The 23,467-nt window shown below is 71.0% G+C and carries 21 protein-coding genes; 6 read left to right on the top strand and 15 right to left on the bottom strand.

Annotation, left to right across the window (positions count from 1 at the left end):
• The first annotated feature begins 191 nt into the window (after positions 1–191).
• From FFT09_RS19460 to FFT09_RS19445, 4 genes are read left to right on the top strand one after another with little or no spacing between them, the layout of a single operon-like run.
• Positions 192–1,055: a 3-hydroxyacyl-CoA dehydrogenase family protein gene (locus FFT09_RS19460; protein ID WP_138383550.1), complete on the top strand. Its 864-nt coding sequence runs from the start codon at positions 192–194 to the stop codon at positions 1,053–1,055.
• Positions 1,052–1,336, top strand: coding sequence for an acyl carrier protein (locus FFT09_RS19455; RefSeq protein WP_024877496.1), 285 nt, complete (start codon positions 1,052–1,054; stop codon positions 1,334–1,336). Before FFT09_RS19460 ends, FFT09_RS19455 begins: the two co-directional genes overlap by 4 nt.
• Positions 1,329–2,444, top strand: coding sequence for an acyl-CoA dehydrogenase family protein (locus FFT09_RS19450; RefSeq protein WP_138383549.1), 1,116 nt, complete (start codon positions 1,329–1,331; stop codon positions 2,442–2,444). Before FFT09_RS19455 ends, FFT09_RS19450 begins: the two co-directional genes overlap by 8 nt.
• An 18-nt stretch (positions 2,445–2,462) precedes the next feature.
• Complete coding sequence (locus FFT09_RS19445; protein WP_138383548.1) at positions 2,463–3,563, top strand: HAD-IIIC family phosphatase; 1,101 nt, start codon at positions 2,463–2,465, stop codon at positions 3,561–3,563.
• 14 nt (positions 3,564–3,577) lie between these two features.
• Here the strand turns inward: FFT09_RS19445 and FFT09_RS19440 are convergent, their stop codons facing one another.
• Complete coding sequence (locus tag FFT09_RS19440) at positions 3,578–4,246, bottom strand: O-methyltransferase (protein ID WP_138383547.1); 669 nt, start codon at positions 4,244–4,246, stop codon at positions 3,578–3,580.
• Between the two features lie 425 nt (positions 4,247–4,671).
• Between FFT09_RS19440 and FFT09_RS19435 the strand changes: the two genes are divergently transcribed.
• On the top strand, positions 4,672–7,530 hold the full coding sequence (locus tag FFT09_RS19435) for a helix-turn-helix transcriptional regulator (RefSeq protein ID WP_138383546.1): 2,859 nt from the start codon (positions 4,672–4,674) through the stop codon (positions 7,528–7,530).
• A gap of 4 nt (positions 7,531–7,534) precedes the next feature.
• Here the strand turns inward: FFT09_RS19435 and FFT09_RS19430 are convergent, their stop codons facing one another.
• The 4 genes from FFT09_RS19430 to FFT09_RS19415 form a co-directional block, all read right to left on the bottom strand.
• Positions 7,535–10,483, bottom strand: a complete 2,949-nt coding sequence (locus FFT09_RS19430) for an AfsR/SARP family transcriptional regulator (RefSeq protein WP_138383545.1) — start codon at positions 10,481–10,483, stop codon at positions 7,535–7,537.
• A 144-nt stretch (positions 10,484–10,627) separates the two neighbouring features.
• Positions 10,628–10,858 (bottom strand): hypothetical protein, encoded by a 231-nt coding sequence (locus FFT09_RS23485; protein ID WP_341869017.1) that lies wholly within the window; start codon positions 10,856–10,858, stop codon positions 10,628–10,630.
• Positions 10,859–10,929: 71 nt separating this feature from the next.
• Positions 10,930–11,796, bottom strand: a complete 867-nt coding sequence (locus FFT09_RS19420) for an alpha/beta hydrolase (protein WP_138383544.1) — start codon at positions 11,794–11,796, stop codon at positions 10,930–10,932.
• Positions 11,797–11,921: 125 nt separating this feature from the next.
• On the bottom strand, positions 11,922–12,596 hold the full coding sequence (locus tag FFT09_RS19415; RefSeq protein WP_138383543.1) for a DedA family protein: 675 nt from the start codon (positions 12,594–12,596) through the stop codon (positions 11,922–11,924).
• Positions 12,597–12,917: 321 nt separating this feature from the next.
• Here FFT09_RS19415 and FFT09_RS19410 point away from each other — a divergent pair, with 321 nt between their 5' ends.
• Complete coding sequence (locus FFT09_RS19410) at positions 12,918–13,844, top strand: zinc-binding dehydrogenase (RefSeq protein WP_167305402.1); 927 nt, start codon at positions 12,918–12,920, stop codon at positions 13,842–13,844.
• A gap of 12 nt (positions 13,845–13,856) precedes the next feature.
• Here the strand turns inward: FFT09_RS19410 and FFT09_RS19405 are convergent, their stop codons facing one another.
• The 10 genes from FFT09_RS19405 to FFT09_RS19360 are packed head-to-tail and all read right to left on the bottom strand — an operon-like array spanning position 13,857 to position 23,422.
• Positions 13,857–14,663 carry an SMP-30/gluconolactonase/LRE family protein gene (locus FFT09_RS19405; RefSeq protein WP_138383541.1) on the bottom strand — a complete coding sequence of 269 codons (807 nt, stop codon included), beginning with the start codon at positions 14,661–14,663 and terminating at the stop codon, positions 13,857–13,859.
• On the bottom strand, positions 14,660–15,574 hold the full coding sequence (locus FFT09_RS19400; RefSeq protein WP_081195348.1) for a sugar kinase: 915 nt from the start codon (positions 15,572–15,574) through the stop codon (positions 14,660–14,662). The genes FFT09_RS19405 and FFT09_RS19400 overlap by 4 nt, the downstream gene beginning before the upstream one ends.
• A complete protein-coding gene (locus FFT09_RS19395) occupies positions 15,567–16,187 on the bottom strand; it encodes a bifunctional 4-hydroxy-2-oxoglutarate aldolase/2-dehydro-3-deoxy-phosphogluconate aldolase (RefSeq protein WP_081195346.1) in 621 nt (206 codons plus the stop codon). The genes FFT09_RS19400 and FFT09_RS19395 overlap by 8 nt, the downstream gene beginning before the upstream one ends.
• 16 nt (positions 16,188–16,203) lie before the next feature.
• Positions 16,204–17,349, bottom strand: a complete 1,146-nt coding sequence (gene dgoD, locus FFT09_RS19390) for a galactonate dehydratase (protein ID WP_138383540.1) — start codon at positions 17,347–17,349, stop codon at positions 16,204–16,206.
• Complete coding sequence (locus FFT09_RS19385) at positions 17,346–18,077, bottom strand: FadR/GntR family transcriptional regulator (protein WP_024877519.1); 732 nt, start codon at positions 18,075–18,077, stop codon at positions 17,346–17,348. The genes dgoD and FFT09_RS19385 overlap by 4 nt, the downstream gene beginning before the upstream one ends.
• Before the next feature lie 28 nt (positions 18,078–18,105).
• Complete coding sequence (locus FFT09_RS19380) at positions 18,106–18,855, bottom strand: SDR family NAD(P)-dependent oxidoreductase (protein WP_081195342.1); 750 nt, start codon at positions 18,853–18,855, stop codon at positions 18,106–18,108.
• Complete coding sequence (locus tag FFT09_RS19375) at positions 18,843–19,769, bottom strand: DUF4380 domain-containing protein (protein ID WP_081195340.1); 927 nt, start codon at positions 19,767–19,769, stop codon at positions 18,843–18,845. Before FFT09_RS19375 ends, FFT09_RS19380 begins: the two co-directional genes overlap by 13 nt.
• On the bottom strand, positions 19,766–20,884 hold the full coding sequence (locus FFT09_RS19370; RefSeq protein ID WP_081195338.1) for a zinc-dependent alcohol dehydrogenase family protein: 1,119 nt from the start codon (positions 20,882–20,884) through the stop codon (positions 19,766–19,768). The genes FFT09_RS19375 and FFT09_RS19370 overlap by 4 nt, the downstream gene beginning before the upstream one ends.
• Positions 20,884–21,888, bottom strand: a complete 1,005-nt coding sequence (locus FFT09_RS19365; protein ID WP_081195336.1) for an ABC transporter permease — start codon at positions 21,886–21,888, stop codon at positions 20,884–20,886. The genes FFT09_RS19370 and FFT09_RS19365 overlap by 1 nt, the downstream gene beginning before the upstream one ends.
• A gap of 22 nt (positions 21,889–21,910) precedes the next feature.
• Entirely contained in the window at positions 21,911–23,422 is a 1,512-nt protein-coding gene (locus FFT09_RS19360; RefSeq protein WP_138383539.1) for a sugar ABC transporter ATP-binding protein, read from the bottom strand.
• Positions 23,423–23,467 lie beyond the last annotated feature (45 nt).

Below are 23,467 nucleotides of genomic sequence, written 5' to 3'. Positions count from 1 at the left end.
AAAGTCCGACTAGGGGCCATCGTGTCCGGTACCGGTTGTAGGGGCTTGACCAGTGAACTCACGCGTCAATAGCCTCGTGTTCGCCGAGCTCTTTTCCGGCTTTGCTCGCGGGATCGACTCCGTTCGTACCGCCGGGCATTCCCGCTTTCGAATCCGTGCCGCGGCGACGCGACGACAACTGCGGAGGTGTGATGACGACGGAGACAGCCCCCCGCGTTGCCATCGTGGGAGCCGGGGTGATGGGCACCAACATCGCGACAGTGACGCTGGCTCACGGGGTCCCTGTGGTGCTCGTCGATCTCGACGACACGGTGCTCGACCAGGCCAGAACCACCATCGACGGCATGCTCCGGCACGCCGCGTTGATGGGTGCGCGGCCCTCCGGACTCCCCCCGGGCGAACTGGTGACCACCTCCTTGCCCGAGGACGCCGCCGGGGCGAGTGCGGTCATCGAGGCGGTCACCGAACTGCCAACGGTGAAGGCGAAGGTCCTCGCCGAGTACTCCGGTCTCGTACGCCCGGGAACACCGCTGATCTCCAACACCTCGGGAATACCGGTCGACGAAATGGCCGACTGGGTGGCGAGGCCGGCCGAACTCGCCGGTACCCATTTCATGAATCCGGCCTATCTGATCCGGATGGTGGAGGTGGTCCGGGGGCCGCGCACCGGCGACGGGACGATGACCGCGATCACGACGCTGCTCTCGGCGCTCGACCGCAGTCCGGTCGTGGTCGGTGACTCCCCCGGCTTCGTCACCAGCCGCCTGCTGCACCCGATGATCAACGATGCGGCTCGGCTGGTCGGTCACGGAACAGCGACCGCCGACGCCGTCGACGCGCTGCTGGAGGGCTGCCTGGGGCACCCCACCGGTCCCCTGCGCACCGCCGACCTCATCGGCCTGGACAACCTCGCGGACTCCCTCCAGGCACTGTACGAGCGCACCGGCGACGAGGGTTGCCGCCCCTGCGACGCACTGCTGGCGAAGGTTCGCGAGGGCGATCTCGGCCGCAAGACCGGCCGGGGTTTCTACGACTACGGGAGGACACAGCCGTGACCACGACCAACGACGAGCAGGACGCCGCGGCCATCGAGGCCGCACTGCTGGAGCTGCTGGAGGCGCGCACCAAGACCGACCTCACGCCGGACCAGGAGCTGTTCGCCTCCGGCCTGGTGTCCTCCATGTTCGCGATGGAGCTGATCGTCCACCTGGAACAGACCTACCAGCTTTCCATCACCGGGCCGGATCTGAAGCTGGACAACTTCCGCACCGTCGCGAAGATGACCGCCCTGGTGCTGCGGCTGCGGGACGACTCGACGGTGCACTCCGGTGCCTGACCGCCTCGGTGGCGAGCGTGCGCTGGTGGACTCGTTGGTCGCGGATCACGCCGAGGTGTGGGACCTCGCCGGCCGGATTCCGGTCGGGGTGCCGCGCGAACTCGGTGCCGCCGGGCTGCTGTGCGCGCAGGTACCGGCCGCCTTCGGTGGCCTCGGGTTCACCAGCGCGGAGAACGGCGAGTTCACCGCCCATGTCGGCAGCCGGTGCAGCTCGCTGCGCAGTGTGATGACCTCACAGGGCATGGCCGCGTGGACCGTGCAACGCCTCGGCGACCGGCACCAGCGGGAGAGCCTGCTCGCCGAACTCACCTCCGGGCGCCTTGCCGCCGTCGGTTTCAGCGAGCCGGACGCCGGAAGCGACCTCTCCGGTATGCGCACCGAGATCCGCCGGGAGGGCGACGACACCGTCGTCGTCGACGGGCACAAGGTGTGGATGACCGCCGCCTGCTACGCCGACCTGCTGGTCGTCATCGGCCGTTTCGACGGAGGTGCCGCTGCCGTCGTGGTCCCCGCCTCGGCGCCGGGCGTCCAGGTGAGCAAGGTCGCCGACCCACTCGGTTGCCGCGCGGCGGGACACGCGGACGTCACCTTCGAGCGCGTCCGGCTCCCGGTGTCCAGCGTGCTCGGTGGCGTCGGCCAGTCACTGCCACTGTTGCTCACCACCGCACTGGCCTACGGGCGGTTCTCGGTCGCCTGGGGTTGTGTCGGAATCCTGCGCGCCTGCCTGGCCGCCACGGCCACCCACGCCGCCCACCGCACGCAGTCGGGCATTCCGCTGGCACGGCACCAACTCGTCGGCCGTCACCTCGCGGAACTCCTCGTCGACGAGCGAACCGCCGCGCTGGCCTGTGAACGTGCGAGCCGTTGCTGGGACAGGGGTTCACCCGACCTGGTCATCGAGACGGTCCTCGCCAAGCACGTCAGCGCGCGCAACGCGGCCCGCGGCGCGGCGAGCGCGGTCCAGGTCCTCGCCTCCGCCGGTGCGCAGGACGGCCATGTCGTCGCGCGCGCGTACCGGGACGCGAAACTCATGGAGATCATCGAAGGAAGCAACGAGATCTGCCAGTTGCTGCTCGCCGAGCATGCTGTCGCGAACGCCGCGAGCTGAGCCATCCGAGGAGGAACCATGCCCGACCAGCCAAGCCTGGTGAAATGCCTGGTCTGGGATCTCGACAACACGCTGTGGCGGGGAACCCTGCTGGAGGATCACGAGGTCCGGCTCAGCGACGCGATACGCGAGGTCGTCACCACGCTGGATTCGCGCGGCATCCTGCAGTCGGTCTCCAGCAAGAACGACCAGGACCTCGCGCTGGCACGCCTGGAGCAGCTCGGTATCGCCGAGTACTTCGTCCTGCCCAAGATCGGCTGGGGCCGCAAGTCCGACGCCGTGCGCGAGATCGCGGAGCAGCTGAGATTCAAACAGAACACGATGGCCTTCGTCGACGACCAGCCCGCGGAACGGGCCGAGGTGCTCTACCACCTGCCCGACGTGCGTTGTTACCGCGCCGACGACGTGCTCGGGCTGCCGGGACGCCCTGAGTTCAGTCCCGCGACGGTGACCACGGATTCGCGCAGGCGCAGGCAGATGTACCAGGCGGGCTTCCGGCGTGAGGCCGAGCAGCAGGCGTTCACCGGGCCGGACGAGGACTTCCTCCGTTCGCTGGAACTGACGATGGAGATCGGCCGGGCAGGGACCGAGGAACTGAGCAGGGTGGAGGAACTCACGCTGCGTACCAGCCAGATGAACGCGACCGGCGTGCACTACTCGGACGAAACACTGCGCGGGTATCTCGGCGATGCCCACCACGAGGTGCTGGTGACCACCCTGTGCGACCGCTTCGGCCCGCACGGCGCCGTCGGCGTCCTGTTGCTGCGCACCCATCCCACGGTCTGGCACCTGAAGTTACTGGCCACATCGTGCCGAGTGGTGTCCTTCGGCGCCGGGACGGTGATCCTCAACTGGCTCACCGACCAGGCGGCGCGCGCCGGGGTGCATCTGGTCGCCGACTTCCGGCGCACCGACCGCAACCGCATGATGGAGATCGCCTACCGGTTCGCCGGCTACGAGGAGCAGTCCTGCTCCTGCGTCGACACGCTGGACACCGCGGGGAACACCGTGCAGCGGCTCCACCTGGTCCCCGGGCCGCGAGACGCGCCCACCACGATGCGACTCAGCGCCCCTGATCTGGCCGCCGACCACGCCGTGGCGTCCGGTACGCGGCACTGACGAAGCGCCGCGGCTCAGCCTGTCCTCTTGCGCGCCAGCGTGATCCCGTCCGCGCTGGCGAGCAGCGACATGTCGACCCGGTCGTCGTCTCGAATGTGGCTGTTCAGCTCCCGTAGGGCGGCCGTGTCGGCATCCTGGAATTCCGGGTCCACGACGCGTCCGAAGTAGAGGGTGTTGTCGAGCACGATCAGCCCGCCCTCGCGCAGCAACGACAGCGCCGACTCGTAGTACTCGCGGTAGCCGGCCTTGTCGGCGTCGATGAACACGAGATCGACACCGCCGGGGCCGCGTTCGGTCAGCAGTGCGTCCAGTGTCGCCGCGGCCTCGCCGATCCGCACCTGGATGCGGTCCGCGACTCCCGCCCGCTCCCAGTACGGACGCGCGATGTCCGGCCACTTCGCACTGATGTCGCAGGTCACCAGGCTGCCGTCAGCGGGGAGGGCACGCGCCATGCACAAGGTGCTGTACCCGGTGAACGTCCCCACCTCGACGACGCTGCGCGCTCCCACGAGACCCACCAGCAGGGCCAGGAACTGCCCCTCCTCGGCCATCACCTGCATGGCCTCGCCCATCGGCAGGGCAGCGGTCTCGTGCCGCAGCTCGCGCAGGATCTCGTCGTCCCGCAGGGACACTTCCCGAACGTAGTCGAGCACTTCGGGGGAACAGTCGATCTGATTCGCCATGGACCCAAGATAGGGCCCATCGAGCGCCCAGAGCGAGCAATGGCCGGGAACCCGTTTGAATTCCTCACCCCGGAAGCCGGACCTGACAAAGTCCTCGCGGCCGTGATTACCTGACGCCAGAGTCATCGCCTGGCCGATCGCGAACCGCTTCGTACGATCGGTCGAATGCCGTCAATCCGGTCAGCGTATTCACGATAAGGAATTCGGGGGGTAGATCGCGCCCGTTGCCGGCAGGCCGGATAGCGTCGCAGGCGGCGGTGAAAGACACCCGCACTGTGGACACACTCGGTGATTATCTTTACGAAAGCGATCTCCCGGCTGTAGCTTCATACCCGTGAAGTTAGACCCAAAGGCACCGACCGATCACACTGAGTCACAGCGCGTTACGTCGGCAGTGTCGGGCCGAACCGGGAGGGCGGGCGAGCATGGATCTGGTGGAACGGCACCGGGAATTGGACACGCTCCAGGAATTGTTCGCCCGGTGCCGACGTGGCCACGGCCAGATCGCCTTGCTCACGGGCAGTGTCGCCAGCGGAAAAACGGAGTTACTGAACACTTTCGCCGATACGGCTTCCGCGAACGGAGCGGTCGTGCTCACCGCCACCGCCTCCCGCGCCGAACAGCCACTCCAGTTGGGTGTGATGGACCAGTTGCTGCGGCAGGTCACATCGACGGCCGAGGCGCCCCGAAATGTTCAGCGGTTACTCGAGGAACCGGACACTGCCGGCCAACCGGAAACCGACGGGGAACCGATCCCGCCGCCTGATCCGCAGGTCATGCGCGCGCTGTCCGGTGCAGTCCTCGGAATCGCCGCTGACCGGCCGGTCGTGCTCGGTGTGGACGACGTGCAGTTCGCCGACAGCCAGTCCCTGCAGACACTGCTCTACATTCAACGCCGGATGCGCTCGGCGCCCGTGCTCATGATCCTGACCGAGTGGTCCCAGGCCCGGCCAGGGCAGCTGCCGTTCCACACCGAGGTCGCCCGCCTGCCCTACTTCAGCAGACTCCGGTTGGCACCACTGTCCCCCGACGGCGTCGCCGAACTGCTCGCCCAGCACTTCGACCCGCCCACGGTCCGCCAGCTGACTCCCGCCTACTACCAGACCAGCGGGGGCAATCCGCTGCTCGTACACGCTCTGATCGAGGACTACCTGAGCATCGAGCACCCGGCGTCACCGGGAGCCAGGGCGGCGCCGGTGGTCGGCGAGTCGTTCGGCCAGGCCGTCCTGGCGTGCCTGCACCGGTGGGAGTTCGCCCTGTGCCGGGTCGCACGCGGCCTGGCGCTGCTCGGCGACGCCGCCTCGCCACACCGGCTCGGCCGGCTGCTCGGCATGACGGCCGACTCGGCCACGCAGGTGCTCGACGTCCTCACGACGGCCGGGCTGGCGGAGAGCGGGACATTCCGGCACCCGCGAGCCCGAGCTGCGGTGCTCCGCGCCCTGCCGCCCTCCGAACGGTCGGCACTGCACGTGCGCGCCGCCGAACTGCTCTACCAGGACGGCGAATCACCGACCACAGTCGCAGGCCATCTCATCGCCGCCGATCGCGCGGACGACCGATGGGCGGTGAACGTGCTGCGAGGCGCGGCAGAAATCGCGCTGGAGGACGACGAGGAGCCGCTGGCGGCGGCCTGTCTCGAACTCGCCCAGCGCGAGTGCACCGACGAGCGGGACCGCGCCGTGATCACCGAACTTCTAGCTCGCGCGGAATGGCGATCCGGTCCGGCCAACGCCGACCTGCGGATCAACGGCCTCAGGACGGCGTTACGGGACGGGCACCTGAGCGCACACGACTCGCTGACCCTGGTCAAGTACCTGCTGTGGCACAGCCGGGCAGGCGAGGCCGCCGACGTCCTGCGCACCCAGCTGAGCAGTCAGGGGACCCGGAGCGACCGGACCGACCTGCAACTGGCCTACCTCCTGCTCTCCTTCTCGCACCCGCCGCACTTTCCCAGCCATCCCGACGTTCCCTCCGATGTGGTCGGTGACGGCGCGTTACACCCGGCGGAGGAACCGTGGCGACGAGCCGCCGCCGCGCTGGGGGTGGTGCTGACGCGGGGGCCGGTGGACTCCGCGGTCGGGGCGGCCGAGCACATCCTGCAGACCTGCGCGATGACCGACCGGACTCTGGAGACGCTGCTCAGCGCCCTGCTCGCGCTGATGTACGCCGACCACTCGCACCGGGCGGCCCTGCTCTGCGACTCACTACTGGAGGAGGCGGGCGGCAGGCGGGCGACGGTCTGGCGCACTCAGTTCCGGACCTTGCGATCCGACATCGCGATGCGGCTCGGCGATCCGTTGCTCGCCGCCGAGCACGCGAGGGCGGCGCTCGATGCGCTCAGCGCGACGAATTGTGGCATCGGCATCGCCACCCCGCTGTCCACGGCGATTCTGGCGACCACGGCGATGGGCGACCTCGGCGAGGCGGCCGCGCTGCTGAAGCGCCCGGTGCCCGAGGATCTGTTCCGGACCTGGTTCGGCCCGGCTTACCTCTACGCTCGGGGCCAGTACTTCCTGGCCGCGGGCCGGACGGCCACCGCGCTCCGCGATTTCCACCAGTGCGGCGCTTTGATGAGCGGGTGGGCCATCGACCACCCGTCGATCGCGCCGTGGCGTAGCGGCGTGGCCCAGGCCCAGTTGCTGTTGGGGCGCGCCGACGAGGCCAGGAAGTCGGCCGAGGACCAGCTGGCTCTGCCGGGCGCCGGGCTGCGCACCCGGGGCGTCTCGCTCCGGCTGCTCGCCGAGTCCTCGTCTCCAGAGCGTCGGGTGCCACGCCTGGAGGAAGCCACGGAAATGCTGTCGGAAGCCGGCGACCGCCTGGAACTCGCCGTCACCCTCGGCGCGCTCGCCGAAGCCAGTCGCGCGCGGGGCGCATTCACGCGGGCCGGCGCGGCACTGGAACAGGCCATGGAACTCGCGCGCGGCTGCCACGCGGCGGTGTTGCAGCAACAGCTGGTGTCCAGTGCTCGCCACGCGGGCGGACACGACAGCGTGCCGCGCGAGAGCGACGGCCTCGCGTCCCTGAGCAGGGCCGAGCGCCGGGTCGCGTCACTGGCCGGGCTGGGCCACACCAATCGCACGATCAGCCGCAAACTCGGCATCACTGTGAGCACCGTGGAACAGCACCTCACCCGTGTCTACCGCAAGCTCAACGTGCAGAGCCGCGCCGAGCTACCCACGGGCCTGCCACTGCGTCCGGTCCCGACGGGCGTCCCGAGCGAGCGAGCATGCGCGCACGGTCCGGTCAACTCACCGCACCAGCGGACGCCGGCCTCGAACTGTTGAGGCTTCATGGCTTCCTCCACAGCGCGGCCGCGAGTGCGCGATCCAGCTCCCACGCCGTGCGGTGCATGCACAGCTCCCTGGCCTGCGCGAGTGCGGAACGCAGCAGGGAGACGGCCTCACCGGTCTCGCCCAGTGCGAGCCGGTTCACCGCGAGCCGGTGCCGTGCTTCGATCTCACCACGGTGCTCGGCGAACTCGCCGAACACCCGTAACGCGTTCTCGATGGTCGTGATCGCCTCGCGGTGCTGCCCGCGGTGTTCGGCGATCCGGCTGTGCGACAGCGTCACGTAGGCGCGGCCCACCGGCTGGTCCAGCTCGTCGAGCAACGTGAGCGCGCGGCGGCAGGGTTCGTCGGCCCGCTCCAGCTCACCCAGCGCGATGAGCGCCTTGGCCAGGCTGCTCAACACCACCGCCTCCAGATCCGCCTCCCCGATCTGCTCGGCCGTGGCGAGGGCATGCCGCAGCGGGCCTACGGCGCTCTCGGGATCACCGGCGCTGATCAGCACGCTGCCCAACTGGCGCAACGCCCGTACCTCACACTGCCGGTCCCCGGCGCGCGATCGCAGGTCCAGCGCCTCGCGTACGAGCTGCTCGGCCCGTTGCAGGTTCCCGAGTTTCATCCGGCAGAAGCTGAGCAGTACCAGGGTGTTCATCAAGGCAGAGTGCTGGTCGAAGCGGTCGAACACCTCAGCGCACGAGGACAGGATGGCCGCGGCGTCGACGAGCAACCCGCCCATGGCGACGGCGTGCGCCCGGCCGAAGTCAGCTCGCGCGGACATCCGCGCGTCCCCCGCCGCCGCTCGTGCCACGGCGGAGTACAGCCGCTCGATCTCCCGCCTTCGGTGTTTCATCGCGAGGAAGCTGCTGAGCCGTTCCGCCGCGTCGAGCGCTTCGCGGTACCAACCCAGTTGCGCGCCCCGAATCAGGATCTCCAGCAGGGTTTCGCATTCCGCCGCGCACCACGCGGTCGGGTTCCGCGACACCAGGGCGATCAGGTCGGATGGCGGCGGAGGGAGCGCCGCCGACGGGGGTGGTCCGACCGGTTTCAGCCAGCCCGCCGGGGGCGGCATGGTGCGATGCGCCACCTCGATCAGCAGTCGGCACCGGTCGAACAGGGCGCGCAGGACCGCTCGCGCCGTGGTGCCTTCGACCTCGGGGCTGCCCTCACTCGCGTGGGCGTTCTCCGCGGCGAAGACCCGAACCAGCTCGTGCATCGTGTAGCGCTCGGCGGCAGCCGCCGCCGGTTCGAGCAGATGGCTCGCCAGCAGGGTGTGCAGCGCCTGGTCAAGACCGGGATCGTCGTCGACCAGCGCGCCCAGCGCCCACGGCGCCAGATCGGGCGTGCTCACCAGCCCGAACCGGCGGAACACCAGCCGCTCCAGGTCCCCGAGCGCGTCGTGCGAGACAGCGAAACCCGCGCGCACGTCGAGTTCGGCCACCGTCAGCTCGTCGAGGAGCAGTCGCCGGTCGCGCAGCTTCGCCAGCAGGGACGCCAGTGACCACGCGGGTCTGGTCACCAGTCTGGCCGCCGCCACCCGGATCGCCAGGGGCAGTCGCCCGCACAGGCCGACCAGTTCCGCGGCCGCGGTCGGCTCGGCGCCCACCCGCTCGGTGCCGAGCACCTTGGTGAGCAGCAGCACCCCCTCGCGGCGAGTCAGCGGTCCCAGCGCGAACGAGGTCACGCCGGGCAGGGCGGCGACCCGTCGGCGGCTGGTCACCAACGCCGCCGCGCCCGCGGTCCCCGGTAGCAGCGGACGGACCTGTGTCAGGTCCGCGGCGTCGTCGAGAACCACCAGCACCCGTCGTCCGGCGAGCCTGCTGCGGTAGACCGCCGCGCGCTGCTCGGCACCGGCGGGCATGGCGGCGTCGGGCACGCCGAGGGCGCGCAACAGATCGGCGAGCACGTCCTCCGGCGGCCGTGGCCCGGCCGACCCACCCCCGAGATCGGCGTAGAGTTGCCCGTCGGAATACCTCTCCGCCAACCGGTGCCCCGCTCGGACGGCTACCGCGGTCTTGCCCGCGCCGGGTTGCCCGCTGATCACCACGACCCGGACGGTCTCGTCGCCGCGGGCGGGGTCGAGCGAGTTGGCGATTCCCTCCAGAATCCGCTCACGGCCGATGAAGTCCGCGGTATCCGCGGGCAGTTGCCGGGGAGTGTCGGCCAGTGGTGGCGGTGCCGATACCACGGGTCCGCCCCACGCGGGCTCGCCCCGCAGTATTCGACCCTGCAGGTCCCGGAGTTCGGCCCCTGGTTCGACGCCGAGCGCGTCGATCAGGCCGAGTCTCGTCGTCCGGTAGACCTCCAGCGCACCGGCCCGGTCCCCGCCCGACCAGAGCGCCCGCATGAGTAGCCCGGCGAGCCGTTCCCGCAGCGGGTGCTCGGCGACCAGTGTGTGCAGTTCGGGGACCACATCGTCGTGGTGGCCGAGTTCGAGCTCCGCGGCGAGGCAGTCCTCGTGCGCGCTCACCCGCGCGTGCTCCCACGCCCGGACCATCTCGCTGACCGGGGAGGACGCCAACGCGGTCAGGTGCGAGGTCTCACCCCGCCACAGCCCGACGGCCTGCCGGAGAACCCGCACCACGCGTGGGGTGTCCCCGATCCGCGCGGCGGCCTTGCCTTCGGCGACCAGCTGCTCGAACTCGATCAGGTCGCATTCGGCCTGCTCGAGATCGAGCTGGTACCCGTCGGCGTTGCGGCGCAGCCTGGCTCCGGCGCCGGGCCTCGCCTTGCCGAGCGCCGAACGCAGCGCCCACACGTGGTTGTGCAGGCTGGCCATCGCCGTACGCGGCGGGTGCTCTCCCCACAGCGCCAGCACCAGCCGCTCGGTGCTCACCAGGCGGCCGTGGTGGCCCACCAGCAGCAACAGCAGCGTCGCCGCCTTGCCGCGGGGTATCGCGACTTCCGCGTGATCATCGGCCTGCAACCGCAGCTGTCCCAGGACCGCCACTCGCACGACGCTCCCAGTGGCCGTGTGTCGTCAGGTCCGCTCGAGCCTAGTGCGTTGTCACGAAACATTCATCACACTTAATCGCCGCCGCTGGACACAGAGGCGTGTACCCGTACTCCGAGCCTGCTCACCGTGTGAACGTGCCCGCCCTCAGAGTTCCCCTGCGACCGCATCGGCGGCGTCGACGACGTCGGCGAAACCGTCCTCGTTGATCCGATCCTGGCGTCCCGGGTACTGGACCGCCGTCACCGCGATGGCCGGTGCGAGGTGCTTGCTGGAAATGGTGGAAATAGCTCGCGGAACCGCCTGCGTGCGGGAAGCACACCAACTCGACCATCCCGGCATGGCCTGTTGCCTGCCCCGCAACCACGTGTCGTTCACTGCTGCCTCCCTTCGGCCGACCCGCGAGGCCAGTCCGTTGTGGGCATCGCGCCGCTGCCGGAGAACGTTGCTCACTCGACAAGGCGGGCAACCGCCGCGCCCAGCGACGTTCCGGGGTCACCGACATCGAAGACCAGATCGAAGTGATTGCGCCCCCGCACGACGAGATCGTTCACGGACCCGCCCCCACGCCGCACCGCGGCCACGAACTCCGTGTGCTGCCTGGCGAACTCCGCGGTCTCGTTGTCCCCACGCGCGACGACCAGCGGTGGGAGACCAGCCAGCGGGCGGCGCTGCGGGCTACAGGCGAGCGCGGTGTCCGCGTCGAGACCGAGTGGGGCGTTCACGTAGGTCCGGCGAACCGGGTCGAGATCGTAGACACCGCTGAGCAACACCGCGCCGGAGACCGCCTCGGTCGGCCGCCGTCCGTCCCTGTGCCATCCGGCCTCATCGAGCAGCGACATGGCGGTCAGATGCGCGCCCGCGGAGGAGCCGCTCAGGACCACCCTGCGTGGTGAACCGGGAAGTCCGGCGGCGTTGCGGCAGAGCCAGCGCACACCTTCCGACACCATCGTCACGATCTCCGGCACCGTGTACCGCGGGGCCAGACCGTAACCGAGCACGGCGACCGACACGCCCCGTTCGGTCAGGTCCGCGGCCATGAACGCGGATTCGCGGCGACTGAGTTCCTGCCAGTAGCCACCGTGAACGAACACCAGCAGCGACCCCCCGGATGTGCCGGCCGGGAAGTAGTCGACCACCTGCTCGGGAGTGTCGCCGTAGCGGATCTCGACGAACCCGTCGATCTCGGTTCGCGCCCGCGCGCTGAGCCGTGCGTACTCGCGAAGGTAGGAGTCGACATCGTCGACACACGAACTCGGTGAGTACTGGATGTCGAGCTCATGTTGGTCGTACGACCGGAACACCGCCGCAGCCATCGACTCACTCACCTCGCTGAAAGCTCGCCACCGCCCGGCCTCGGCAGTGCTTCGACTCTCTCGTTCCCTGGCTGACCTGACCAAAGTGTTCATGCAGCTGGTCGTGCGTGCTGTCGCTGGCCGCGTTACTCGCCCGGGCCATGACCATCGCCGTGCGCAAGTTCGCCGCTGCCCGGGGTGAGGGCTGACGCGGCACGTCGGCGTCGCCGCCAGAGCACCACACCGGCCACGGACACCGTCAAGAGCCCGAGCGCGATCAGACCCCAGTCGCCGATGGTCTTCTCCACCTGGGCGATCGACGCACCGGCCAGCGCACCGGCGGTCACGTACACGACTGCCCACGTGTACGCGCCACACAATGACGCGGGCAGAAAATAGCGGTATCGTACCGCCGACACACCTGCGGCGGCCGGAGTAAATGTCCGCACGATCGGGATTACCCTCGTCAAAAAGACAGCGGCGGCCCCGTGTTTCCGTAATGCGACGGTGGCTCGGTCCCATTTTTCGACACCCAATCGTCGCACCACCCCCGTACCGCGCATACGCTCGCCGTACCGGCGCCCCAACAGGTACCCGACATGGTCACCCATCGAGTTGCTGACACCCGCGATCATGAACAGCGCCACGAGCGCGTGATTCTCCTGAAGACTCGCGGCGAGCACCAGCACCACCGTCTCACCAGGCACGAACATCCCGACCCCGAGTCCGGACTCGGCGAAGCCGAACAGGGCGGCCACCCCCAGCAGGGCGGGCAATGGGAATTCAGCAATCGAATTCAACCAGCCGCCAAATGATGACATTCGCCCCTCCGGTCGCCCCTCAGTGAAATCACACCACAGCAGGAGGGTAGCAGACAGAGGGTAATGTGTCCTTCTTCGGCGTGGCCGACGAGGGTCGGCGCCCAGTCAAGTTCAACCTTCTGCTTTCGCTACCGAAATAAAACTATTATTCGGGTATCACGGACCAGTCGACCGTGTTCCTTTGCTCGGTTTTACGGTCCGGCTCGGTGCCGGGAACGTGGACTACGATGGCGCACGGCCCCACCGGCGCGGCCGTGCGCGAGGCGGCATCCGCTGCCCTCGATCCCACCACTTCCACGGTTCAAGGCGAGGAAAGAACACATGCTGGCATGGACGACCGCCCCTGACACACCCAGTGGGCTGACCCTGCGTGAGACTTTCGACCCCACTCCGCTGCCCCACGAGACGCTGGTGCGGGTCGAGGCCTTCGCCCCCAACCCCGGCGACCTCGCCGCGTTGCCGGGCCTGCCACCGGGATCGGTACCGGGATGGGACGGAAGCGGTGTCGTGCTCGAAGCCGCCGCGGACGGGAGCGGGCCGGGCCAAGGCGAGCGCGTCCTGTTCCTCGGTCTCGCGGGCGGCTGGGCGCAGCGGCGCGCCGTCTCGAACGCGATGATCGCGGCGGCCCCTGCCGATGCCGCGTGGGAGCACCTCGCGACCCTTCCCGTTCCCGCCACCAGCGCCTTGCGCGCGATCCGCAGGCTCGGCTCGATCCTGGGGCGGCGCGTGCTCATCGTGGGCGCGGGCAGCGCCGTCGGCGGCTTCGCCGTCCAACTCGCGGCTCGCTCCGGGGCCTCGGTCGTCGCGGTCGCGCGAGACGCGGGCCAGCACGACACCCTCCGGCGGCTCGGCGCACACGAGACGCACACCGCCCTGGCCTCCGTCGACCGTCGCGTCCACGGCGCGATCGACATGATCGGCGGACAGCACCTCGTTGACGCCTACGCGCTGCTCGAAGCCGGTGGGACGGTGATCGCGCTGGGACACGCGGCCGGTACCGACGAGCGCTTCCCGTACGGTGCCTTCGTCGCGGATCCCACGACGGCGGACCGCTCCATTACGAGCTTCTTTCTCGGCAACGAACCGGGCCTGGCCGCCGAGATGGGCTACCTCGCCGAGGACCGGACGCTGGAGGTCGGCGCGATGGACGTGCAGCCGTGGACGGAGCTTCCGGCCTGGATCGAGGCGGGGGCCCCACGCCGAGCGGGACGAGTGGTTTTCCGCGTGGACCACACCACAGCCACCTGACCGCTGGGGCCGTCAGAGCGCGATCGACAGCACCGCGCCGTCGAACTCACCCGGCTCGGCCAGACCCACGGTCGCCGAGGTGACCACGAGCCGCTCCCCATCGACGTGGACGCTCGTCGGTTGCTCGGCCGGGACCGCGACAACGCGATCCAGCGAGCCGTCGGGCGCGTACCGGCGAACCTGACCCGCGCCCCAGATCGCCGACCAGAGGAAGCCCTCGGCGTCGACCGTCATGCCGTCCGGGCTGCCGCTCTCGACGGTCGCGAACTCGGCGCGCTCCGCCAGGCGCCCGGTGCCGGGATCGACGGCGAAGCGATGGATCACCCCCTTCGCGCTGTCGGCGAGATACATCGTGGTGCCGTCGGCGTCGAACGCGGGACCGTTGGGCACGGTGAGGTCGCCGAGCACGCGGGTCACCGTCCCGTCCGGGTCGGCGCGGTACAGCGATCCGGCGCCCGGAGTGGTGTCGTAGGCCATCGACCCGGCCCAGAACCGGCCGTGGGGATCGGCGACGGCGTCGTTCATGCGCATCGCGGTCCGGGCGCCGTTCTCGGGGCGGGCGAGCCAGCGCTCGACTCCGGAGTCGCCGAGCACCGCGATGCCGGTGCCTGCCGCGGCGAGCCAGCCGCCACCGGGCCGTGGCGCCACGGCGCCGAGCGGCTCGGCGAGCTGGAGCAACACCTCGTGTTCGCCGTCGGCGGGTAACGCGAGCAGCCGTCCGGTGAGGATGTCGACCATGATCAGCCGCTCGCCGACCCGGCGCAGTCCCTCCCCCAGCGAGAACCGTTCGCCCGGCCACGCCGTCCAGTCGCCGGTCATCGCAGCGTCACTCCCTCGTCCAATGCCAGCAGGTCCAGCTCGGCGCGCGTCGGCAGTCCCTCCCAGTCGCCCGAGGTGGCGACGGCGAACGCGCCTGCCCGGTTGCCCCGGTCCAGCCGCGCGACCGGGCCGAGCCCGTCCCGCAGTGCCGAGAGGTAGCCCGCCGTGAAAGCGTCACCCGCGCCGACCGAGTCCACCACCGGCACGCGATACCCGGGTGCGTGCCAGTCACCGTCGGCGGTGGTGAGGGAGGCACCGTCGGCGCCGAGCTTGGTGACCACCTCGCGCACGCCCGCGTCCAGCAGCGCCGGGATGCCACCGACGAGGTCGAGTTCGTCGGCCGAGCCGATCACCACATCGGCACTCCGGGCGAGCGGGGTGAGCACCGAACGAGCCCGCCCCGCCGACCACAACCTGGCGCGGTGGTTGACGTCGAACGACACGGTGGCGCCGCGCTCGCGCGCCTGGGCCAGCGCCGCGTCGACGGCCTGACGCGGGCCGTCACCCAGGGCGGGGGTGATGCCGGTGAGGTGGACCAGGCGCACGTCGTCGCCCAGGTCGACGGCGTCGGCCCGCACGCGCGAACCGGCCGAGCCCGCCCGGTGGTAGCGCACGCTGGTGACACCGGGCAGCCGCTGCTCGAACAGGATCAGCCCGGTGGGCGCGGCCCCGTCCCGCTCCACGGTGGACACGTCGACGCCCTCGGCGCGCAGGGTGCGCAGCACCAGATCGCCCGGCTCGTCGTCGCCGAGGCGGCCGAGCCAGCGCACGTGCCGGCCGAGGCGGCTCAGCCCGATCGCGACGGTGGACTCGGCACCGGCGATCGACGAGCGGAACGTGGTTCCCAGCCGCACCAGCCCCTCGGCTCGCAGCGACAGCATCGTCTCGCCGAGGGTCACGATCTCAGGCACCGGCGACCTCCACGAACCGGGCGGCGCGGTCGCGCAGCGCCGCCATGTCCCCGCCGTGGGGCGCGTCACCGCTCAGCGGGCTGCCGACGCCGACCGCGAGCGCGCCCGAGCTCAGGTACTCGGGCACGTCGGTCAGCCCGACGCCGCCGACCGGCACCAGACCGAGCCCCGGAAACGGGTCGCCGAGCGCTTTCACGTAGCCGGGGCCGAGTGCACTCGCGGGGAAGAGTTTCACCGCCGTGGCACCGGCACGGTGCGCGGCGAGCACCTCGGTGGGCGTCATCGCGCCGGCCAGGACCGGCAGGCCCAGTTCCAGCGCCGCGTCCACGCCCTCGCCGAGCGCGGGGGTGACGGCGAAGGTCGCGCCCGCGTCCCGGGTGTTTTTCGCGTCCTCGGCGGTCAGCACCGTGCCCGCCCCGACGTGAGCCGCCGTGCCCACGGTCGCGCAGATCCGGGCCAGTACCCCGACGGCGTCAGCGGAGGTCAGCGAGACCTCCAGCACCCGCACACCGGATTCCACGAGCACCTCGGCGGTGTGCTCGCACGCTCCCGGGTCGGTACCGCGGATGATCGCCATCAACCGGTGCGTGGCCAGCAGTTCGGTCAGGTCCATGAATTCTCCTCTCGCCTCACCACTCGGCGAACGATCCGTCGTCGTGCCGCCACACCGGAGGACGCCACCGGTGCCCGCGCGTGCCCGCGGCCCGCACGGCGTCCTCGTCGATGTCCACCCCGAGCCCGGGTGCCTCCCAGCGCCGGATGGCGCCGTCGGGAAAGGCGAACGGCGCGCGGTCGAGCACGTAGTCGAGCAGCTCCGCACCGGTGTTGTAGTGAATGCCGATGCTCTGCTCCTGGATCAGGAAGTTCGGGGTGGCGAAGGCCACCTGCAGGCTCGCGGCGAGCGCGATCGGCCCGAGTGGACAGTGGGGAGCGAGCAGCGCGTCGAAGGTCTCGGCGAGCGCGGCGATGCGGCGGACCTCCGAGATCCCGCCCGCGTGCGAGAGATCCGGCTGAGCCACGGCGATGCCCGCCTGCAACGCGGGCAGGAAGTCGGTGCGCGAGTAGAGGCGCTCGCCGCAGGCGAGGGGAACCCCGCTGGTGGCGACCACGTCACCGAGCCGGTGCGCGTACTCGGGCAGCACCGGCTCCTCCACGAACAGCGGGTGCAGCGGCGCGAGTTCGCCAATCACCCTGCGTGCGGCGGCGACGCCGAACCGGCCGTGGAAGTCCACGGCCACGTCGCGGGCGTCCCCGAGCACCTCGCGCACGGCGGCCAGCCGCGCGACGACGCCGTCCACGTCCTCGCGGGTCGGCATGCGACCGATGCGGCCCGAGGCGTTCATCTTCACCGCGGTGAGGCCGGCATCGACCTGCTTCGCGGCGGCCTCGGCGACCGCCGAGGGTTCGTCACCGCCGATCCAGCCGTAGACGCGCACCTCGTCGCGCACGGCACCGCCGAGCAGCTGGTGCACGGGCGCGCCGAGCGACTTGCCGAGGATGTCCCACAGCGCCTGGTCGAGCCCGGCCACGGCGCTGGAGAGCACCGGGCCGCCCCGGTAGAAGGCGGCCTTGGTCATGAGCTGCCACAGGTCCTCGACGCGGCGGGGGTCCTGCCCCACGAGCAGATCGGACAGCTCGTCGACGGCGGCGCGCACGGTGTCGGCCCTGCCCTCCACCACGGGCTCGCCCCAGCCGACGATGCCCTCGTCGGTGGCCACCCGGCAGAACAGCCACCTCGGCGGCACCAGGAACGTCTCTACGGAAGTGATCTTCACTCGGTGACTGTCGCTTTCTTTCCGGCGTGCCCGTTGCCGAGCACGCTCGCGGCGTCCTGGGCGGCCTTGTCCAGCAACGAGGTGACCGCCGCCGCGGCGGCCTCGGCATCCTGCCTGCGCACCGCCTCCACGACGACGGCGTGGCTCGGCACGGGATCGTCGGCGGCGGTCTCGTGCACGAGTGCGTCGCGCAGGCGCAGGGAGGGCTCGATGAACACGTCCATCCTCGCGAGCATCTCGTTGTGCGTCGCCCGCAGCATGGCCCGGTGCCAGCGCAGGTCGGCCGCGACCTCGGCCGCCGCACCCGTGCCCACCGCGTCCGCCATCTCCGCGAGCGCGGCGTCCAGCTCGGCGAGATCCCGGTCGTCCCGGCGCAGCGCGGCCATCGACGCCACGGCCGGTTCGACCACCGCGCGCACCTCGGCGAGGTCGCGCAGCACCGCGACGGTGTCGCCGGCCTGGCTGCGCCAGTGGATCACGTCGCTGTCGAGCAGGTTCCAGTGCGCGCGGTCGCGCACGTAGGTGCCGCGCTTCTGCCGCGCCTCCACGAGCCCCTTCGCGGCGAGTACCTTCATCGCCTCCCGCAACGCGGTCATGCTCACATCGAGGTCCCGGCCGAGCGCGGCGAGGTCGATGACGTCGCCGCTGCCCAGTTCCCCCGACACGATGCGCGCGCCGAGTTCGGCCACCACCTGCCCGTGTACTCCACGGCCGCTGTAGCCGCTCATCCGCCGTTCCTCCCCTTGGTCTTCCCCGTCACGACGAGGACTTGTACACGCTCCAGCCACCGTCCACAGTCAGCGCGGAACCGGTGATGAACGACGCGTCGTCGCTGGCCAGAAAGGCGATGGCCGCCGCGACCTCGGCCGGTTGTCCCAACCTTTTCACGGCGGTCTGCTCCGCGGACAGCCGCCGCTCGGGCTCGCCGATGCCGTCCCACGCCGCGGTGAGAACCGGTCCGGGCAGCACCGAGTTGACGCGCAGCACCGTCCCGTACTCCACGGCCAGCTGGCGCGCGAGCCCGGTGAGACCGGCCTTGCTCGCCGCGTAGGCGGGGCGCCCCGGGAGCCCGACGAGCGCGTGGACCGACGAGGTCAGCACGACCGATCCGGTGCCGTCGCGGGACAGATCCTCCAGGCACGCGGTGAACCCGAGGAACGTGCCGGTGAGGTTCACCGACAGCTGCCGCTCCCACGACGCCGGGCTCGTCTCGTGGGCGGGCCGGACGTCGACGGTGTAGGCGTTGCTGACGAGCACGTCGACCGGCCCGAGCTCCGTCCGGCAGAGCGCGACCGCGCGGGCCCACTCCTGCTCGGAGCTGACGTCGCAGCACACACCCCTCGCCCGGCCGCCAGCGCTGGTGATCCGCTCGACGGTCTCACCGGGGTCGCCGATGTCGAGCACGGCCACCGCGGCGCCCTCGGCGGCGAGCCGTTCGGCCGCCGCGGCGCCGATGCCCCGCGCGCCGCCGGTGACGATCGCGACCTTGCCGTTCAGTCCGCGCATGGGCGCACCTCCACGTCGATGCTCAGCGTGGTCTCCTCACCGGGCCGCAGCGTGGTGAGCGGGCCGAGGACCTCGCACTCCACGATGCGGGCCGGCGGGTTCAGCCCGCCCAGCTCGGCGAGCGGCTCGGGCAGCGGGCACTCCAGCCACACCTCGACGCGGGAGCCCCGGTCCGGATACTCGGCACCGGGGTCGACGGCGAACCGTTGCGTGAGCGTGGTGTCGTCGCCGGTGTGCGAAAGCCACCCGGTCGCGGCGGGGAAGCCGAGTTTGCCGACCACCTCCTGGTGCGGGACGTACGTGGCGTCGCCGCGCTGTTCCCAGCGGGGGTAGCCGGTGCCCGCCAGCAGCCGTGTCACGCGCTCGGGACCGCCCACGAGGGTTCCGCCCTCGCCGTCGGCGGCGAGCTGCGTGACGTTCCACAGCGCCCAGCGCACGCTCCGACCGGAGGTGTTGAGCGCCGACAGCGTCAGCCGGTAGCCGTCGCCGCCGTCGCGCAGCTCGAACCGGCGGCGCAGCCGCAGCCCCGTGCGCGGATCGTCGCCGCTGGTCAGCGTCACGGTCGCGAGACCGTCGCGCACGTCGGTGGTCACGGCGTAGGCGCCCGAGTCGAGTACCGGGTCGGGCGGGCCCGCCCACTGGTCCCGGCTCTCCCAGCCCTGCGGGGCGGGCCAGGTCTTGTCGCCGCCGTAGTTCACCCAGTCACCGAGGCTGCCCGCCACCGGCCGGTGGACATGCCCGTCCCGGAACCGCAGCTCGTCGGTGAGCAGGTTCTCGTCCCGCCACAGCAGTTCCCGGCCGTCCTGTCGCGACAGCGACAGCAGCCTGCCACCGAGCTCGGGCACGATCCCGAGCCGGAGCCGGTCGTTGGACAGCCACACCACGGTCGGCGCGCCGTCCCGCAGTTCGATCACGACACGTCCTCCTCCGAGGGCACCAGGACCACTTTGCCCCGGCTGGCTCCGGCGGCGAGCCGGTACGCCTCGTCGGCGCGCGCGAGCGGGAACCGGTCACTGACGACGCTCTCGGGCCGCAGGCCCCACCGGGCGAGGTTCACGGCGAGTTCGGCCATCGCGGGCAGCGACGTCACCCAGGAGGCGTAGAGGGTGAGCTGCTTGTGCAGCAGCGCGTCCGAGACCTCGGTCTCCAGGGTGCCGCCCTCGCCGACCAGCGACACGCGGCCCCACTCGGCGGCGCCCGCGAGTGCCGTGGAGCGCCCGGCACGGGAGCCGGAACAGTCGATGGTGGTCAGTGCGCCCGGGGCTCCGAGCGCGTCGCCGACGAGTGCCGCCGTCGCCTCGGCATCGGACTCGGGAGCCAGCGTCGCGTCGAACACGCCCAGCCCGTCGGCCCACGCGCGCCGCTGCGGCGACACCTCGACGCCCACCACGCGGCGCGCGCCCATCCCCCTGCCGATCATGCCGGCCGCGAGTCCCACCGGCCCCAGCCCGACGACCAGCAGGTCACCGTCGCCGTTGACGCCGACGCGGCGCAGCCCCTCGTAGGCGGTGCCGAAGCCACACGCGATCAACGCACCGTCCACGTAGGACAACTCGTCGGGAAGCGGCACGCAGGTGGACTCCTCGGCGAGCACGTAGTGGGCGTGCCCGCCGTCCCGCTGCCAGCCGTAGGACGTCCGTTCGACAGACGTGCAGCTGATGTAGTAGCCGCGACGGCAGTTGTCGCACAGCCCGCACCCGGCGATGTGGTAGACGAGCACGCGATCGCCGCTGCCGAAACGACGGCAGCCGGGCCCGGTCGCGACGATCCGGCCGGAGGGCTCGTGCCCGGCGACCACGCCGCGATAGGCGGGTCCGTCGACGCCACGGTGGCCCTTGTGCTCGTGGTAGATGTAGCCGATGTCGGAGCCGCAGATGCCCGAGGCGCCCACCTCGATCAGCACCTGCCCCGGCCCCGGGCTCGGCACCGGCAACTCCCGCAGGACCGCGGTCGAGTCCCCCGGCAGGTACACCCCGGTCATGACGTCGGTGCCCACCGTCGTCTCAGTCCGCTTCCCGGCCGCGCTCATCAGCTCTCCCTCGTCGCGCGCGCCCGCCTGGTGATCACGACGTTCACCAGCACGGCGGCGACGATGATCACACCGCGCACCACGTTCTGCAGGAACGAGTTCACCCCGAGGAGCACGAGTCCGTTGGCGATCACGGTGATGAAGCCGACGCCGAGCAGCGTGCCCAGCATCGTGCCGCGCCCGCCCGCCAGCGCGGTGCCGCCGATGACCACCGCCGCGATCACGTCGAATTCGAGGCCCGAGGCCGCACCCCCGTTGCCCGAGCCGAGCCGCGCCGCCAGCAGCACCCCGGTGATGGCGGAGAGCAGGCCGGTGGTCGCGAACAGCAGCACCCGGACTCGGGCGAGGTCGATGCCCGCCATCCGCGCGGCGGGCGCGTTGCCGCCGACCGCGTAGACGGAGCGGCCGTAGGCGGTGTAGCGGGCGACGTAGGCGAAGACGAAGAACAGCACCACCATGACGATCGCGGGCGTCGGGACGCCGAGGATCGAACCGCCGAGCACGTCCATCAGACCGCTCTCGGGAAGCACGACGGGCAGCGCGTCGGTGAGGTAGAGACCCAGGCCGCCGAGCGCGCTCCAGATGCCGAGCGTGGCGATGAACGAGGGCACCTCGAATCGAGCTCGCAGCCAGCCGGCGAGCCCGCCCCACGCCGCTCCCGCCGCGAGCGTGAGCAGAATCGCGGGCGCGATACCGAGTCCCCACTCGGCGGCGCTCTTGGCGACGAGCACCGACGAGAACGCCACGGCGGGGCCGATGCTGATGTCGATCTCACCCGCGATGATCACCAGCGTCACGCCCCACGCGGCGATCCCGACGGTCGCGGCGTCGCGCAGCATGCCGAGCTGGTTGTCCAGGCTCAGAAAGCCCGCGGCGGTGCTGCCGAGGACGACGTAGAGCACGACGATCGCGGCGATCAGGCCGATCTCGTTGAGCGAGCGGCCCGCGATGGACCGGCTCACACCGCCACGACGCTGCGGCGGCAAGGTCTGAGTAGCTGTCATGTGTCGTTCCTTGTCGAGGGTGTCAGGCCGCCATCGCGGCGGACAGCACGGAATCGGTGGTGAGTTCGGCTCCGGTGAGCTCCGCGGCGACGCTGCCGTCCCGCAGGCTCAGCACCCGGTCGCACACCAGGGGCAGCTCCTCCAGCTCGCCCGAGACGAACACGATCGCGGCACCGCCGTCGGCCAGCTCGCGCACGAGGCGGTAGATCTCGGCCTTGGCCTGCACGTCGACACCCCGGGTCGGTTCGTCGAGCAGCAGGATCCGGCTGCCCGCGTGCAGCCAGCGCCCGATCACGGCCTTCTGCTGGTTGCCGCCGCTGAGGTTCACGATGGGTGTGCGGGCCGAGGCTGTGGCGATCGAGAGCCGCTCGATGAGCCGTTCGGCGGCTCGGCGCACCAGGCCCGGCCGCACGGTCGGCCCCGAGCTCACGGCGGAGAACCCGGACAGCACGAGGTTCTCGTCCACCCCGAGCAGCGGCACGACGCCCTCGTCCTTGCGGTCCTCCGGGGTCATGCCGATTCCGAGGCGCTTCATCGCGGCGGGCGTGGGGTGGGCGGTCCCGGTGCCGTCGATGCTGACGACGCCCGCGGTGGCCGGATCGAACCCGGCGATCGCGCGCAACAGCTCGGTGCGGCCAGAGCCCATGAGCCCGGCGATGCCGAGCACCTCGCCCGCGTGGAGATCGAAGGACACGTCGAGCACCTTGGGCGGCACCGCGAGCCCGCGCACCGACAGCAGCGGCGTGCCGTCGCGGTCGACGTGCCGCTCGGGCGGGCGCTCCGTGACCCGTGCGGTGTCGCCGAGCATGAGGGAGACGATCCGGCCCGTGTCCGCCTCGCCGACGTCCACGGTCTCGACGATGCGCCCGTCGCGCATCACGGTGGCGCTGTGGGCGATGCGGCGGATCTCCTCAAGCCGGTGGCTGACGTAGAGCACGGCCACGCCCGCTGAGGCGATGCGGGTCACGGTCTCCAGCACCACGTCCACCTCGGCGGCGGCGAGCGCGCTGGTGGGCTCGTCGAGGATCAGCAGCCGGGGCTGCTCGCGCACCGCGCGGCAGATCTCCACGAGCTGCCTGCTGGCCAGCGAGAGCGAACCGACCGGCGCGTCGGGGTCGATGTCGAGTCCGAGCCGCTCGAACACCTCGGCGGCCCCCGCCCGCATCGTGGCGTAGTCGACGGCGCCACCCCGGCGGGGCCAGCGGCCGAGGTAGAGGTTCTCGGCGACGCTGAGCTCGGAGACCAGGCTCAGCTCCTGGTGCACCGTGTTGATGCCGAGCTCGGCGGCTTCACGCACGCCGCCGTCACCGGCGCTGCGCCCCGCGACCGTGACCGTTCCCGCGTCGGGACGCTCCACTCCGGACAACACGCGGATCAACGTGGACTTGCCCGCGCCGTTGCGGCCGAGCAGTGCCCTGACCTCGCCCGCGCGGATGGACAGGTGCGCGTCGGTCAGCGCCCGCACACCCGGGTAGTGCTTGGTGACGCCGTCGACCTCGATGACGGTCGAGCCACTGGCGACATCGGCGGCCACGGCTTCTCCTTCGCTGGTTCGGTTCCGGTCCCGCTCGGTCACGCG

Source organism: Saccharomonospora piscinae, assembly GCF_005862235.1.
Lineage (GTDB): Bacteria > Actinomycetota > Actinomycetes > Mycobacteriales > Pseudonocardiaceae > Saccharomonospora > Saccharomonospora piscinae.
The sequence above is the reverse complement of the archived record's forward strand: the minus strand, read 5'-3'. Positions and strand labels throughout refer to the sequence as shown.